Annotated in this window: 12 protein-coding genes and 1 tRNA gene; 7 read left to right on the top strand and 6 right to left on the bottom strand. The window is 65.0% G+C overall.

Features of this window, described 5'->3' with window-relative positions; translation table 11 throughout:
• Positions 1-13: 13 nt before the first annotated feature.
• The 3 genes from IVB01_RS33375 to IVB01_RS33365 form a co-directional block, all read right to left on the bottom strand.
• Entirely contained in the window at positions 14-364 is a 351-nt protein-coding gene (locus IVB01_RS33375; RefSeq protein ID WP_247277460.1) for a hypothetical protein, read from the bottom strand.
• A 21-nt stretch (positions 365-385) separates the two neighbouring features.
• Positions 386-1,285: an RNA polymerase sigma factor RpoH gene (gene rpoH / locus IVB01_RS33370; protein WP_157328162.1), complete on the bottom strand. Its 900-nt coding sequence runs from the start codon at positions 1,283-1,285 to the stop codon at positions 386-388.
• Between the two features lie 218 nt (positions 1,286-1,503).
• Complete coding sequence (locus tag IVB01_RS33365) at positions 1,504-2,511, bottom strand: RluA family pseudouridine synthase (protein WP_247277459.1); 1,008 nt, start codon at positions 2,509-2,511, stop codon at positions 1,504-1,506.
• On the opposite strand from IVB01_RS33365, the gene IVB01_RS33360 reads away from it, so the two are divergent.
• Positions 2,510-2,851 carry a hypothetical protein gene (locus IVB01_RS33360; protein ID WP_247277458.1) on the top strand — a complete coding sequence of 114 codons (342 nt, stop codon included), beginning with the start codon at positions 2,510-2,512 and terminating at the stop codon, positions 2,849-2,851. The two genes, IVB01_RS33365 and IVB01_RS33360, sit on opposite strands and share 2 nt — an antisense overlap.
• Before the next feature lie 56 nt (positions 2,852-2,907).
• Positions 2,908-2,982 (top strand) — tRNA-Glu (locus IVB01_RS33355).
• A gap of 100 nt (positions 2,983-3,082) precedes the next feature.
• Here the strand turns inward: IVB01_RS33355 and IVB01_RS33350 are convergent.
• Positions 3,083-4,108: an alpha/beta fold hydrolase gene (locus IVB01_RS33350; protein ID WP_247277457.1), complete on the bottom strand. Its 1,026-nt coding sequence runs from the start codon at positions 4,106-4,108 to the stop codon at positions 3,083-3,085.
• Positions 4,109-5,132: 1,024 nt separating this feature from the next.
• Here IVB01_RS33350 and IVB01_RS33345 point away from each other — a divergent pair.
• Positions 5,133-6,623: an amidohydrolase family protein gene (locus IVB01_RS33345; protein ID WP_247277456.1), complete on the top strand. Its 1,491-nt coding sequence runs from the start codon at positions 5,133-5,135 to the stop codon at positions 6,621-6,623.
• Positions 6,624-6,626: 3 nt separating this feature from the next.
• The gene (locus tag IVB01_RS33340) at positions 6,627-7,553 is read left to right on the top strand and encodes a GTP-binding protein (RefSeq protein ID WP_247277455.1); all 927 of its coding nucleotides are present in this window, start codon (positions 6,627-6,629) and stop codon (positions 7,551-7,553) included.
• A gap of 18 nt (positions 7,554-7,571) precedes the next feature.
• Here IVB01_RS33340 and IVB01_RS33335 read toward each other — a convergent pair whose 3' ends face one another.
• Complete coding sequence (locus IVB01_RS33335; RefSeq protein ID WP_247277454.1) at positions 7,572-7,949, bottom strand: tautomerase family protein; 378 nt, start codon at positions 7,947-7,949, stop codon at positions 7,572-7,574.
• A 166-nt stretch (positions 7,950-8,115) separates the two neighbouring features.
• Here IVB01_RS33335 and IVB01_RS33330 point away from each other — a divergent pair, with 166 nt between their 5' ends.
• Positions 8,116-8,715: a TetR/AcrR family transcriptional regulator gene (locus IVB01_RS33330; RefSeq protein WP_247277453.1), complete on the top strand. Its 600-nt coding sequence runs from the start codon at positions 8,116-8,118 to the stop codon at positions 8,713-8,715.
• A gap of 154 nt (positions 8,716-8,869) precedes the next feature.
• Here the strand turns inward: IVB01_RS33330 and IVB01_RS33325 are convergent, their stop codons facing one another.
• Positions 8,870-9,370, bottom strand: coding sequence for a hypothetical protein (locus IVB01_RS33325; RefSeq protein WP_247277452.1), 501 nt, complete (start codon positions 9,368-9,370; stop codon positions 8,870-8,872).
• Positions 9,371-9,667: 297 nt separating this feature from the next.
• On the opposite strand from IVB01_RS33325, the gene IVB01_RS33320 reads away from it, so the two are divergent.
• The gene (locus tag IVB01_RS33320; protein ID WP_247277451.1) at positions 9,668-11,350 is read left to right on the top strand and encodes a cache domain-containing protein; all 1,683 of its coding nucleotides are present in this window, start codon (positions 9,668-9,670) and stop codon (positions 11,348-11,350) included.
• 194 nt (positions 11,351-11,544) lie between these two features.
• On the top strand, positions 11,545-14,850 hold the full coding sequence (locus tag IVB01_RS33315) for a carboxyl transferase domain-containing protein (protein ID WP_247495201.1): 3,306 nt from the start codon (positions 11,545-11,547) through the stop codon (positions 14,848-14,850).
• The last annotated feature ends 14 nt before the right edge of the window (positions 14,851-14,864 follow it).

Genomic DNA, 14,864 nt, shown 5'->3' with positions numbered 1-14,864 from the left:
TCCAGCATAGGCATCAGGCATGGGAATACTGACGTTCGAAGAACGCGCTGTGGAATATCAGTGGGCCAGCGACATTTCTTTCGACGGTGTCCGACTGGAAGTCCTTTCGAGCGGAGGGAATGTGATCTTCGAGGTCAGCGAGCCGGACGAAGGTCCGATCACGGGTCAACACTTTCGGCAAAGACGTCGCCGCAAACCTGTTAATGGCAGCGATAGAGGTTGCACAGCGTCCGCGATAGTCAACCCGCCGCTCAAAAGGGCAGGCCACTAACACCACATCCGGCGATCCCGCAGTACTGCGCTTCACCACCCAAACAAAAAAGCCGGCGTTGCCGCCGGCTTTTCGTCTCTTTCGATCCGCCAATCCTTTAGCGCGCAAGCCCGCTTAATGCGCAGCTTCCAGCGCAGCCTGTTCCTGTCTTGCGATCGTGCCCTTGACCGCGGACTGCACCTTCTCGAAGGCGCGGACCTCGATCTGGCGGACGCGCTCGCGCGACACGCCGAACTCGGCAGCAAGGTCTTCCAGCGTCATCGGCTCATCGGCGAGGCGGCGGGCCTCGAAGATGCGGCGTTCGCGCGGGTTGAGCACGCCCATGGCGCCGTTCAGCGCGTCACGGCGGTGATCATACTCCTCGTGCTCCGCCATCATGGCTTCCTGGTTGGGCGTATTGTCGACCAGCCAGTCCTGCCATTCGCCGGCTTCGCCGTCGTCGCGGATCGGCGCGTTGAGCGAGGCGTCGCCGCCGAGACGGCGGTTCATGTCGATCACGTCCTGATCCGTCACGCCCAGCCGCTTGGCAATGGTCGCGACCTGGTCGGGGCGGAGATCGCCTTCGTCCAGCGCGTTGATCTTGCTCTTCGCCTTGCGCAGGTTGAAGAACAGCTTCTTCTGGTTCGCGGTGGTGCCCATCTTCACGAGCGACCAGGAACGCAGGATGTACTCTTGAATCGACGCCTTGATCCACCACATCGCGTAGGTGGCGAGACGGAACCCCTTCTCGGGTTCGAATCGCTTCACCGCCTGCATCAGGCCGACATTGCCTTCCGAGACGACCTCGGAGATCGGCAGGCCGTAGCCGCGATAGCCCATGGCAATCTTGGCCACGAGGCGGAGATGGCTGGTGACGAGTTGGTGCGCCGCGTCGCGATCGTCATGCTCGCGCCAACGCTTGGCGAGCATGTATTCCTGCTGGGGTTCGAGCATCGGAAACTTGCGGATCTCGGCGAGGTAGCGAGAAAGGCCGGATTCTCCATTGAGGACCGGCAAAGCAGCGGTACGGGCCATAGTGCGCCCTCCAAAAGGTTCAGGCCCCCGATAGCGGCGGGCCAGGCAGACGACCGCTGTGTCAAAGCCGGTCGGGCTGCGATGTTCCGCGTTGGTCAATTTCAACGCAGGCGCAATATATCCTATCGGGGGTCGAAAAGGGAAGGATTGCTGACGTCACGTCCCCGTGTGGCAGCTATAACTTTTTGTAATGTAAAGGCTTTCTGAAAGGGGCTGCGTCATAGCGCCGCTTTGAGGCAGCTTCGAAGGAGAAGCAAATCCTCCGGCAGCGGCACCTCCCAGTGCAGTAATTCTCCGGTTCTTGGGTGCTCAAATACGAGCAGGTAAGCATGTAAGGCCTGTCGCCCCAGCGCCGTCAGGGCTGCCTGCGACCCAGGCCCGAGCTGGTTCGCCTTGGTCTTGAAATGCGGGCCATAGACCGCGTCGCCCAGCAGGGGGTGGCCGATATGGGCGAGGTGGACACGGATCTGGTGGGTGCGCCCGGTCTCGAGCTCGCAGGCGAGCAGGGCAGCGACGGGTTTGCCATCGCGGCCAGCAAAGCTCTCCAGAATTTGCCAATGTGTCACCGCCTCGCGGCCGCCTTGGCGAACCGCCATCTTCTCGCGCGCATGCGGATGGCGGTCGATCGGCGCGTCCACCGTGCCGCGATGCCGGTTCGGCACACCCCAAGCGAAGGCCATGTAGCCGCGCCGCATCTCGCCCGTGCGGCCGTGGTCGGCGAATTGCGTGGACAGCGAGGCATGGGCGAGGTCGTTCTTGGCGACCACCATCAGCCCTGTCGTGTCCTTGTCGAGCCGGTGCACGATGCCGGGCCTGCGCACCCCGCCGATGCCGGAGAGGGAGGCGCCGCAATGGGCGATCAGCGCGTTCACCAGCGTGCCGGTCTCGTGCCCGGCCGCGGGGTGCACGACGAGGCCCTTCGGCTTGTTGATGACGACGATGTCGTTGTCCTCGAACACGATGTCGAGGGCGATATCCTCGCCCTTCGGCTCCGCCGGCGCCGCCTCCGGCACGTCGATTGTGATCGTATCGCCGGGACTGACGTGATAAGCGGGGTCGCGGACCGCGGAGGCCTTCAGGTGTACTGCGCCCGCCAGGATCAGGGCTTTCAGCCTCGATCGCGACAGTTCGGTAAGGTGCGCCGCCAGCACGCGGTCGAGCCGGGCCGAGCCCTCGTCGCCGGCGACGACAACCTCCAACCTTTGCGCAGAGCCCGAGCTTTCCATGACGACCGAAACCGCTGTTCCCGAACCGACCCCCGAGCAGGCCGCGCTGTTCGCGCGGGTGCGGCGGATGATGCTGATCGCGGGGTTGACCACGGCGCTGGCGATCTGCGCCGTCCTGATCGCGGTGGGCTACCGTCTTTTCAAGTCGGAGGGAAGGGCGGTCGAGGTGGCCGGCGACGTCATCGCCACCCTGCCGAAGGGCGCCAGGATCGTCTCCACCGGCGTCGCGGGCGATCGCCTCGTGGTCACACTGGACATCGGCGGCGCCACCGAGCTCCGCACCTTCGATGCCCGCACCTTGAAACCGGCCGGAATGTTGAAATTTGCCAATGAGCCCTAAAACGGCTGCTGGGTCCTTGCGGCGGACAAATTTCGAGGTTATTGGCTAACCCTCACGCTCCCTTCGTCTAGCGGTTAGGACGCGGCCCTCTCAAGGCTGAAACAGGGGTTCGATTCCCCTAGGGAGCGCCATTTGCCTGCGAGCTGGGCACTCCAAAATTGGCCGTTTTACTGCTCGAAGCCGCAACGAGCGCTTGAGCAAGCTCTTGGCGTGGCTTGGCACCGCGCTCCCTTACGCCGTCGTGCCGTCGATCGAGCGGCGGATCACCCGCTGCACTTCCGCATTCGACAGAAACAGATCGTGGTTGACGATGCCCCAGCCTTCCTGGGACGCATCGATCACCCGCACACCGAGCCGCGAGATCGCAGCCTTCTCGGCGGCGCCGACCCTCGTCATTCCACCTGCGATTTGTCCCGACAGCGCCAATGCGCGATCGTTCGTCGCGGCAATCACGGTGATCTTGCCGGCGAGCGGGCCGATGCGCTGGATCGCCGACGAGAATACGTCCATGTCGATATCGGGCGCGGCAAACACGACCGAGCCGATCTTGCTCGCAACGGTGTCGCCGTAGCGGGCATAGAGCTGACGCAGGCTTTCGAGCGTCAGCATGGTTCCCATGCTGTGCGCAACGATGTGCACGCGACCGGCGCTTGGGGCCGACACCAGCGCAGAGAGCACGCGTTCGAAATCGTCGCGAGACCACATCGCGCTGTCGCGGTCATAGGCATAGTCGAACAATCCCGCCTTGGAGGGCCAGGAGAACACCATGGTCCGGCCGCGGAACTTGATCCCATCGGAGAGATGGGCACCGTCCAGCACCGCCGTCTCGAATGTCTGCTTGAAGCCGTGCACATAGATCAGCACGTCTCCTCCGCCAGCCTGCGCAACGAGATCGGCAACGTCGGCCGACACCGGCTCGACCCGATCCAGGCGCCAATCGCCAAGTCCAACAGAGGCGAGAGAAAGACGGCTTTCGTCCGGCGCCACCAGCTTCGCCCGCGCGACCGTCATGCTGGTCGCGCGCTCCGGCCCGAACCAGGGTTTGGTGCGACCGCCGCTCACGGGCTTGCGCGTGGTGGTGACAAGCAATGTGGGGTCGATCGAGAGGGACGAGGCGTCGAAGCGCGCGCCGGTCGCACCCAAGCCGGCGCATCCGCCGAGCGCGAGGGCACTCCCTGCCGACACAAATCCGCCGAGCAGAGCGCGGCGGGAAACGGCATGACGGGAGTCGCGTTGCAGGAGACGTCGGATGATCACAGGAACCTTTGGGAACTTTGCCCACCGTAACGCCGCCCCGGCTAGCTCCCTGAATGACAATGGAGGCGAGAAGACGGCGGAGCCGCTTCGCGATTGGTTGCATGATCATGGCGTCCGCGTCCGCTGCCGCAGGACGTGCGAGCGTCCGGTGAAGTTCTGGAACCGGCTGGCGTCGTTTCAATGATGACCCTCCGACACCCTTGCGGCATAGCAACCTAGCCCCGGTCGTAAAAATTGCCGCGCCGTCGCGCGGTATCGGCGGCGGCTCGGATGGGACCCACCGACGTCGGGCAAAACAGCTAAATTGGCGTCAAGCCTTCCTTGCAAAAATATTCCACTTTACCGAAATTCGGATTTGTCGTATGTGTCGCCCATTCCAGCCCTCCAAAGGGGCGGTCGTACGTCGTCACGAACGCGGGCTGGAGTTGCGGTGGACGCGGGCGGCGTTAAAGGCGGGCTTGTTGCGTGCAGGGCGAGATGAACCTCGTGAGCATGGCACGTCCCGCGAAGGCGGACGGCGCCCATGTCCGGCGAGGCCTTTTGGCGGAGCCGGATGGCTCGCGTGCGGCGAAACCGTGTGGTCCTGGCCGTCGTTGCTACGGTCAAGCTCTTGCGGATGCGGCATTGGCGTCAACCGGCGCGGTGTCCGTGACTTCTGCGAGGGCGAGGGAGGCCAGAACGAATTCGGCTCCCGGGAGAGCGCGGCATAGGCCGTCAAACCATCGCGCAGGGAAGGCCTGGTTTCGGCTGCCCTGTGTCTCCCCTGTGCATTGCGTGTGCATTCGTTCAGCGCAGGGGTCCTATGGGTGCCAGCCGGCGCCCGGTCTTCCCGGCGCCCTTTCTTTCGAGAGGGTGTTAAGAGGAGAGCACAGCTCGGGCACAACATGCCGCGGGGCTGCAAGCGCGCCTCCGTGATCTGCTGCCAAACGACCTTCCGGGGAAGCATGATGCGTCGGCCTCGGTGGAGGTGGTCGTTGCCCGCGGAATCTGCCTTGATGCGATATCAGCGCGGAGGAGTTTCGACATGAGCGGCTTGGTGATCTCTGGCGGTCGGGTAGTGGATCCCGCCAGCGGAATGGACGCCATCGGCGACGTTGCGGTGGTGGACGGCAAGATCGCCGCGGTCGGCGCCTCGCTCGGCAGCGCCGAGCGGGTGATCGACGCGACCGGCCTCGTGGTCGCGCCCGGCTTCATCGATCTGCACGCGCATGGCCAGTCGGTCCCGGCCGACCGCATGCAGGCCTTCGACGGCGTGACGACGACGCTCGATCTCGAGGCCGGCGTGCTGCCGGTCGCATCCTGGTATGAACGCCAGGCCAGGAAGGGGCGCGTGCTGAATTACGGCGCCGCCGCCAACTGGGCATTTGCGCGCATCGGCGCGATGACGGGCTCTAATGCGGAGAGTTCGCTGGAGGCTTTCGGCAATGCCATGCGCGACCGCCGCTGGATCGAGAACGTCGCGACCGATGCGGAGGTCGCCGGCATCCTCGATCGCCTTTCGCGCGGCCTCAACGAGGGCGGCATCGGCATCGGCATTTTGAACGCCTACGCGCCCGGCGCCGGGGTGCAGGAGTTGACCGCGGTCTGCCAGCTCGCGGCCGCCAAGGACGTGCCGACCTTCACCCACGTCGCCTTCATGTCGCGCATCGACCCTGAGAGCGCGGCGGAAGCCTATATCCGCCTGATCGGCTATGCCGGCGCCACCGGCGCGCACATGCACATCTGCCATTTCAATTCATCGAGCAAGACCGACATCGAGCGCTGCCGCGTGCTGGTCGAGAAGGCGCAGGCGCAGGGCCTGCCGATCACGGTCGAGGCCTATCCTTACGGCACGGGCTCGACCGTGCTCGCCGCCGCCTTCTTCAGCGATCCCGAGTTCGTCGAGCGCAACGGCACCGGCTATGATTCGGTGCAGCGGGTGACTGACGGCCATCGCTTTCGCGACCGCGAGGAGCTGCTCAAGGCGCAAACCGAAGAGCCGTCCTCGCTGGTGCTCTGGCACATTCTCGACACCGAGAACAATGCGCATCACCGCGACCTGCTCGACCTGTCGGTGCTGTATCCCGGCGGCGCGATCGCTTCCGACGCGATGCCGTGGACGCTGCCTGACGGCTCGACCTACACCGGCGATGCCTGGCCGCTGCCGGATGATGCCACCTCGCATCCACGCTCGGCCGGCTGCTTCACGAAATTCATCCGCGAATGGGTGCGTGAGCGCAAGACGGTGTCGCTGCTCGAAGGCGTGCGCAAATGCGCGCTGATCCCCGCGGAGATATTGTCGCAGAGCACGCCGGCGATGCGCGCCAAGGGCCGGCTCGACAGGGGCGCGGATGCCGACATCGTCGTGTTCGACTACGAGAAGCTCTCGGACCGCGCGACATTCACGGCGATGAACCGTCCCTCTGAAGGCGTGCGGCATCTGATCGTCAGCGGCGAGCCGCTGATTAGTGACGGCGTGCTGGACGTGGCGGCGCGGCCCGGCCGCCCCGTGCGCCGGCCCGTCATCGGGAGCTGATTCATGCCGGTCCCCATCCTCCTGGTGACGGGCTTTCTGGGGGCGGGCAAGACCACGGTCGTGAACCATCTGCTGGCGCATGCGGACGGGCGACGTATTGCCGCCGTGGTCAACGATTTCGGCGCGATCAACATCGATGCCGAGTTGATCGCCGGTGCGAGCGACGGCGTGGTTAGCCTCGCCAACGGCTGCATCTGCTGCTCGCTCGAAGGAGATCTCTTGCGCACGCTGTCGACGTTGCTGCGGCGTGATCCTAAGCCCGAATATATCGTCATCGAGACCAGCGGCGTCGCGGATCCCGTCGACATCGTGCGCAATCTGATGGATCCGGTGATCCTGCGCGAGGCGCCGCTAGAGACAGTGCTCTGCGTGATGGATGCGACGGCACCGACGGCCTCCCTGGAGGATGCGCTCCAGCGGTCGCAATTGCGCGTTGCTGATATCGTGGCGTTGACCAAGCTGGATCTGGCGGATGCCAGCGCAGGGCTGCGCATGCGCGAGGCCATCCGGGCACAGCGCGTCCCTGCCGCGGTCGTCGATGCGAACCATGGCGAGATTCCTGCCGCGCTGCTGTTTCCTGCGAATGTCGACCGCGCGCCCGCGCTGCGCGAGCCCGGGCCGAAACGTCCCGCCGAGGAGCGCTTCGAGACGCTGAGCTGGACCTCGGAGCAGCCCATCTCGCTGCCGCGTTTGCAGCAGGCCATCAGCCGCCTTGCGCCAAAGCTGGCGCGCGCCAAAGGTCTGTTCGAGACTATCGAGCAGCCCGGCCGCCTGATGGTGTTTCAATTCGCCTCCGGCCGCGCCACGCTGGTGCCGGGTGAAGCGCCGGCACCAGGCGTGCCGCGAGCACGCATCGTTTTCATCGCCGAGCTCGGGGTGCTCTCGAAGGCGGAGCTGGATGGAATCATGGAGGCGTGCGTTGCAGGCTGAAGCTGCAACTCGTACCAATCAGGCGAATTGCGCGATGCCGTTTCCGACGGACCAGTTCTCCTTGGGCGCATCGAGCACGTTCACGAACACGTCCGCGGGCCGGATGCCCGGGCTTTCGCCGAGCAGGTCCGCGATCCGGCGATACAGCGCCATCTTCTGCTCTGCGGTGCGCGAGGCGAACACCGTGATCTGGATCAGCACGGCGTCATCGCTGCGCTGGACGCCGTAGGCGTTGCCGCAGCGGAAATTCGCGGGCGCGAGCTCGCTGATAGTCATGAATTGGTCGCCCTCGGGCACGTTCAGCGTCTCGCGCATGGCGCCGTAGAGACCGTCGAGGATCGCCTGCCGATAGGCTTCCGGCTTGCCGGCGCGCATCGAGATGTGGAGCAGAGGCATCGGGATTGCCCTTTTGGTTTTCGGCGCGACCGCCTGCTAGCGGGCCGGCGCATAGACGATGCTGGCGATCAATTTGTTTTTGACGTAGTTGTCAAGAAATCACGTTCTTGACACCTTGTCAAATACCATCGGCCAAGTCAGGACCGGCAGTTAAAGAGGATCGCCATTGAGACCGCGCGAGTTCGACCACGACGACGTCCTGCGCATCGCGTTCGAGCAGTTCTGGCGCAAGGGTGTGCGCGGCACGTCGCTGTCGGACATCGCGCGTGATGCCGGCGTCCAGCGCGGCAGCCTCTACAATGCGTTCGGCAGCAAGGAGGCGCTGTTCTTGCAAGCCTATGAACGCTACGCAGGCGATTATCTCCTCGTCCTGCAAAAGGCGCTCGGCGCGGGCTCATTGCGCAAACGCCTCACCGCGTTCTTCGACTTGACCATCAGCAACTTCCGCTCCGGCTCTCCCCCGCGGGGATGTCCGACCACGCGTGGCTTGATGGAGCTCGGCGCGGCCAAAGGCGAAGGGCTGGATGAAGAGGCACGGCAGGCTTTTGCAAGCCTCGTCTCGCGCATCACTGCTCTGGTCCAGGATACGTTGTCAGCGGGCGCCGAACGTGGCGAGTTCAGCGGCAACCCCGCCGCCGCAGCCCTGCACATCGTTGCGGTGACGCGCGGTCTCGCCGTGCTCGAACGTGCATTCGGCGACGAGCCGCAATTGCGCAAGATCGCCGCCCACACAATCGACCTCGTGCTGGGTAAGAAGGGTGGCTAGGTGGATATGCGAGAAACGACGATCCCAGCGGTGGTCGCGCCGGGATCGTCTGGAGGTTTTATGGAAGGCGTCGAGCTCCGCCTCTCCATGGCGACGTTGATAGCGCAAGGCCGCGCCGGATGCGACTAGAAGCCGTCAAAATGTCAGCACAACGTCAGTGCAGCGTGGGACTGCCCACAAACCAACTTTTCACGGCCATCGTCCGATCATGTGCGAGTGAGCGGACGTGCCGGTCGGGCAGGATGAGACCTGCCACGCGGAAGATCGTTGCAAGCCCGCGCACCGGCGCCAGCGCCCAATCGGCTCCCTCCGGCAGCAGCCAGCACTCGAACTGCTCGCGCGCGACGCCGATGCGCTCCTGCTGGGCCGCGGCAATCGCCCGCAGGACTCCGTGCTCACTATCGGACATGCGCGGGCAGGTGGGGCAGTGCACTTCGATCGCCGTATGCGCCGTGCACGCAAAGATCTCGATGATGGATTCCAGCGAGGGCACGGCATCGCCGACGCGAAAATGGTCGTACACCTGCTTGATCTCGGCGGCCGTCGGGACGGCGCTTCCGCTGCGTGCTTTCGCCCGAAATCCCCAGATGAAGAGCCGCTCCGCCGCGCTCAGCGCGGGAAGGTTGAGAGACCCGGTATATGTCGATTGATGCATTGAGGCTCCGGCCTTCGGCTGTGCTCACGCCACGGCTGGCGTTGATCATCTGCGCCGATGCTTCTGCCAGAGCCCTCTGCAAGTCAACGTTCGCAGGGGCGATATCGAAGTCTTCTAGATTTGAGAAGCTTCAATCTCGGATGCAAGCCAGCTTTGCAGGCCCGCGAAGCCGGGCGGTGCACCTGCACTCGTCCCCACGCAATTTTGCGGAGACTTGGGAAAGCCAATGCTTAAAGCTTTGCTAAGGAGCGCAGGATAAAACTGACATATCTGCCCTTCCAATTCCTGCGAGCACCGATGATTTTCTCCCGCATCAGTTTCAAGCTGGTCCTGATTGTCGGCATCAGCCTCCTCGGCATGGTCGCGCTGGTGCCGCTCGCGCTATCCACCCTGCGCGCGCAGATGATCGCCGACCGTCAGGCCAAGACGCAGCACATGGTGGATGTCGGCTACGGCATCCTGGCGCATTACCAGAAGCTCGAGAGCGAAGGAAAACTCTCGCGCGAGCAGGCCCAGGCCGGGGCAATGGCCGAAATCAAGAGCCTGCGCTATGACAAGGTCGAGTATTTCTGGATCAATGACATGGCCCCCAAGATGGTCATGCACCCGATCAAGCCCGAGCTCGACGGCAAGGACCTCTCCGGGATGAAGGATCCCGCGGGCAACGCGCTGTTCATGGGCTTCGTAGACGTCGTCAACAAGCAGGGCGCGGGCTTCTACGGCTATCTCTGGCCGAAGCCCGGGTTCGACCAGCCGGTCGGGAAAATCTCCTATGTGAAGGGCTTTGCGCCCTGGGGCTGGATCATCGGTACCGGCATCTATCTCGATGATGTCGACGCCGTCTTCCGCCAGAATGCGATGACGTTCGGCTATTTATGCCTCGCCGTGCTGGTCCTGGTCCTCGGCGCCTCCTTCCTGATTGGGCGAAGCGTCACCCGGCCGCTGGCCAGGATCACCGGGCTGACCGAGCGGCTCGCCGCCGGCGATAGCGCGTTCGATGTGCCCTACACCGACCGCCGCGACGAGGTTGGCGGGCTCGCCAAGGCGCTCGCCATATTCAAGGACAATGCGTCGGCGGTCAGCCGGATGCATGACGAGCAGCAGGAGTTGAAGCAGAAGGCCGACGACGAGAAGCGCAGGGCGATGGCCGATCTTGCCGGCAAGTTCGAGGCAAGCGTTCAGGCTGTCGTGCGCGATGTCTTCAACGAGGCGCGCGCGATGCAGCAGGCCGCGCAGGGCATGGCGGAGACCGCGAACAAGGCGACCGACCGCGCGAGCTTCGTCGCCACCGCCTGCCAGCAGGCCTCGAGCAACGTGCAGACGGTGGCCTCGGCCGCCGGCGAGCTGTCGTCCTCGATCGCCGAAATCAGCCAGCGCGTCGCGCAGGCCGCCAGCGTGGCCGACAAGGCCGCCGCCGATGGTCAGCGCACCAACGACACCGTGCAGGGACTGGCCGCCGCCGCGCACAAGATCGGCGAGGTCATCGACCTCATCAATCAGATCGCCTCGCAGACCAATCTGCTCGCGCTCAACGCCACCATCGAGGCAGCGCGCGCCGGCGAAGCCGGCAAGGGCTTTGCGGTGGTCGCGAGCGAAGTGAAATCGCTGGCGAGCCAGACCGCCAAGGCGACCGACGAGATCGGGGCGCAGATCACCGCGATCCAGGCCGAGACCAACCAGGTGGTTGGCAACATCGAGAGCATTCGCAAAACCATCATGGAGGTCAACGAGATCTCCTCGTCGATCGCAGCGGCGGTCGAGGAGCAGGGCGCTGCGACCCAGGCGATCGCCCACAGCGTGCAGGAGGCGGCCGCCGGTACCGACCAGGTCTCGCAAAATATCTCCGGCGTCACCGATGCCACGGCGGCGACAGGCCAGGCCGCCGGTCTCGTGCTGCAATCGAGCGGCCGGCTGACGCAGAAGCTGCAATCGCTGGAGAACGAGGTCAGCGTCTTCGTTGCGGGCGTGCGGGCGGCCTGATCGTCGCCGATCCGTCTGCCGTGACGTGGACTATTGGCCTCGTCACGGCGCATGCGACTGGATCGAAATTCCGGCCTGCGGGAGCGGTCATTGCGACCGTCCTTCTCGCTCTTGACCGCTGCGGTTAAAGTGAAGAAGCAGGATCATCGAACCTGCCGACCCGCGCCGGGCCTCGCGGGCAAGGAGACCGTTGCATGTCGTTCAAGAAGCTCCTGATCGCCAACCGCGGCGAGATCGCCATCCGCATCGCGCGCGCCGCGGCCGAGGCCGGCATCATGACCGTTGCGATCCACCCCGCCGACGATGCGCTGTCGCTGCATGTGCGTGTTGCCGACGATGCGATCGAGATCGCCGGCCGTGGTGCGCGGGCCTATCTCGACATCGATGCGGTGGTGACGGCAGCGAAAGCGGCCGGTTGCGATGCCGTGCATCCCGGCTACGGCTTTCTCAGCGAGAACGCGGCATTCGCAAGAGCCTGCGCTGACGCGGGCGTCGCTTTCGTCGGGCCGAAGCCGGCAGCGCTCGAGCTGTTCGGCGACAAGGTTGCGGCACGGCAATTGGCGAAGCGCTGCGGTGTGCCGATCATCGCGGGCACCAGCGGGCCGTCCTCACTGGAGGAGATCACAGCCTTCTTCGCCTCGCTCGGCAGCAGCGCCGCGATTGTGATCAAGGCGATGGCCGGCGGTGGCGGTCGCGGCATGCGCGTCGTGGACAATGCCACCGATCTCGCGGAAGCCTATGCGCGCTGCCAGTCCGAAGCCAAGGCGGCGTTCGGCTTCGACGGTGTCTATGCCGAGCGGCTGATCCGGCAGGCCCGCCATATCGAGGTGCAGATCATCGGCGACCGCTTTGGCGCGATCTCTCACCTCTGGGAGCGCGAATGCACCATCCAGCGCCGGCACCAGAAGCTGATCGAGGTCGCGCCGAGTCCCTCGCTGAGCGATGGCTTGCGCGGCCGCATCATCGAGGCGGCAAAGCACCTCGCCGCGGCGGCCTCTTACGACAACCTCGGCACGTTCGAGTTCCTGGTCGATGGCAGCGCCGACGACAGCTTTGCCTTCATCGAGGCCAATCCGCGGCTCCAGGTCGAGCACACCGTGACGGAAGAGGTGCTCGGCCTCGACCTCGTCCGCGCTCAGCTCGCGGTCACCGCAGGTGCGACGCTCGCCTCGATCGGCTTTGCGCAAGTGGATATTCCGAAGCCGCGCGGCTATGCCATGCAGCTTCGCGTCAACATGGAGACGCTGGACGAAACGGGGGCGACGCACCCGACCGGCGGCGTGCTTGCCGTGTTCGAGCCGCCGTCAGGGCCCGGCGTTCGCGTCGATAGCTTTGGCTATGCCGGCTATAAGACCAGCGCGGCATTCGACTCGCTGCTGGCGAAGGTCATCGTGCATACGCCAGTCGATGCCTGGCACGACGTTGTCGCGAAGGCCTCGCGCGCCTTGCGCGGGTTCCGGATCGACGGCGTCGTCACCAACATCGCCTTCCTTCAGGCCGTGCTTGCGCATCCCGATTTCAGGATCAACCGCATCGCGACCGATTTCATCGACCGCAATATCGGCAAGCTCGTGGACGCATCCGACGGTGCTGCAAAGCCGCTGTACTTTGCCGCGAGCGAGCGAAGCAGCGCTCACGGCACCGAGGCGAACGTCGCGCAAGTCGTGCCCGAAGGGGCGGTGATGGTCGCGGCCCCCTTGCAGGGAACCATCGTCACCGTCCAAGTGAAGGAAGGCGAGATCGTCCGCCCCGGCCAGCAGCTCGCCGTGATCGAATCCATGAAGATGGAGCACCTCGTCATGGCCGAGCAGGGTGGCCGGGTCATGAAGCTCGCTGCCGCCGACGGCGTCACGCTGATGCATGGCGAGCCGATTCTTTTTCTGGAACCGCTCGACGTCGCGGCGGATAGCACGGCGGCGGAAGCCGACATCGATCTCGATCACATCCGTCCCGACCTCGCGGAGCTGATCGCCCGTCAGGCCAATACGCTCGACGAGAACCGCCCCGCCGCGGTCGAACGCCGCCGCAACACCAACCAGCGCACCGCGCGCGAGAACGTTGCCCAGCTCGTCGACGCCGGCTCGTTCATGGAGTATGGCAGCCTCGCGATTGCGGCCCAGCGCCGCCGGCGCAAGCTCGACGATCTCATCAAGAACACGCCGGCCGACGGCCTCGTCATGGGCATTGCCACCGTCAACGCCGAGAAGTTCGGCCCGCAAGGCGGGCGCTGCATCGTCGTGGCTTTTGACTACACCGTGCTCGCGGGTACGCAGGGCCACATGAACCACAAGAAGATCGACCGCATGCTGACGCTGGCGGAGGATTGGCGCGTGCCGCTGGTGTTCTACGCCGAAGGCGGCGGGGGCCGGCCCGGCGACACCGACCGGCTCGGCATGACCGGCCTGGACGGGCCGTCCTTCGTGCAGTTCGCAAGGTTGTCCGGCCTCGTGCCCGTAGTCGGTGTCGTCTCCGGCTATTGCTTCGCCGGCAATGCTGCGATGCTCGGCTGCTGCGACGTCATCATCGCGACCAAGAGCGCCTCGATCGGCATGGGTGGCCCGGCAATGATCGAGGGCGGCGGGCTCGGCGTCTATCATCCGGCCGAGGTCGGGCCGGTCTCGTTCCAGGCGCCGAACGGAGTCATCGACATCCTCGTCGAAGACGAAGAGGAGGCAACGCGCGTTGCGCAGAAATACCTGTCCTATTTCCAGGGCGCGGTGTCGAATTGGGAGGCCGCCGACCAGCGCCTGCTCCGCCGCGCCATCCCCGAAAACCGTCTTCGCGTCTACGACATCCGCCGCGTGATCGAGCTCGTCGCGGACAAGGGCTCCGTGCTGGAGCTGCGCCGCGACTACGGCGTCGGCATGATCACCGCGCTGATCCGCATCGAGGGCAAGCCGTTCGGCCTGATTGCCAACAATCCGCGCCATCTCGGCGGCGCGATCGATGCCGATGCCGGCGACAAGGCCGCGCGTTTCCTCCAGCTCTGCGACGCTTTCGATCTGCCCATCGTCTCGCTCTGCGACACACCCGGCTTCATGGTCGGCCCGGAAGCGGAGAAGACCGCGATCGTGCGCCACGTCTCGCGCATGTTCGTGACCGGCGCCAGCCTCACCGTGCCTTTATTCGGCGTCGTGCTGCGCAAGGGCTACGGGCTCGGCGCGCAGTCGATGATCGGCGGCGGCTTCCACGCCTCGTTCTTCACCGCGGCTTGGCCGACCGGCGAGTTTGGCGGCATGGGGCTGGAGGGCTATGTCCGTCTCGGCTTCCGCAAGGAGATGGAGGCGATCGCCGATCCCGCAGAGCGCGAGACCTACTACCGCAACAAGGTCGCCGAGCTCTATGCCAACGGCAAGGCAGTTTCGATTGCCTCCGTGTTCGAGATCGACAACGTCATCGACCCCGCCGAGACGCGGCGCTGGATCATGGCGGGCCTGCGCTCAGTGCCGAAGCCGCCCGCGCGGACGGGCAAGAAGCGGCCGTGCATCGATACGTGGTGAGCGCGGTGCAGCAA

The sequence above is a fragment of the Bradyrhizobium sp. 164 genome (assembly GCF_023073715.1).
Classification (GTDB): Bacteria; Pseudomonadota; Alphaproteobacteria; order Rhizobiales; family Xanthobacteraceae; genus Bradyrhizobium.
This window is presented reverse-complemented; position numbering and strand designations above follow the sequence as displayed.

Bases quoted from the DNA above. Each gene is read 5' to 3' on its own strand.
- rpoH (WP_157328162.1), bottom strand. From the start codon at position 1,285: ATGGCCCGTACCGCTGCTTTGCCGGTCCTCAATGGAGAATCCGGCCTT.
- IVB01_RS33360 (WP_247277458.1), top strand. From the start codon at position 2,510: ATGACGACCGAAACCGCTGTTCCCGAACCGACCCCCGAGCAGGCCGCG.
- IVB01_RS33365 (WP_247277459.1), bottom strand. From the start codon at position 2,511: ATGGAAAGCTCGGGCTCTGCGCAAAGGTTGGAGGTTGTCGTCGCCGGC.
- IVB01_RS33345 (WP_247277456.1), top strand. From the start codon at position 5,133: ATGAGCGGCTTGGTGATCTCTGGCGGTCGGGTAGTGGATCCCGCCAGC.
- IVB01_RS33340 (WP_247277455.1), top strand. From the start codon at position 6,627: ATGCCGGTCCCCATCCTCCTGGTGACGGGCTTTCTGGGGGCGGGCAAG.
- IVB01_RS33335 (WP_247277454.1), bottom strand. From the start codon at position 7,949: ATGCCTCTGCTCCACATCTCGATGCGCGCCGGCAAGCCGGAAGCCTAT.
- IVB01_RS33325 (WP_247277452.1), bottom strand. From the start codon at position 9,370: ATGCATCAATCGACATATACCGGGTCTCTCAACCTTCCCGCGCTGAGC.
- IVB01_RS33320 (WP_247277451.1), top strand. From the start codon at position 9,668: ATGATTTTCTCCCGCATCAGTTTCAAGCTGGTCCTGATTGTCGGCATC.
- IVB01_RS33315 (WP_247495201.1), top strand. From the start codon at position 11,545: ATGTCGTTCAAGAAGCTCCTGATCGCCAACCGCGGCGAGATCGCCATC.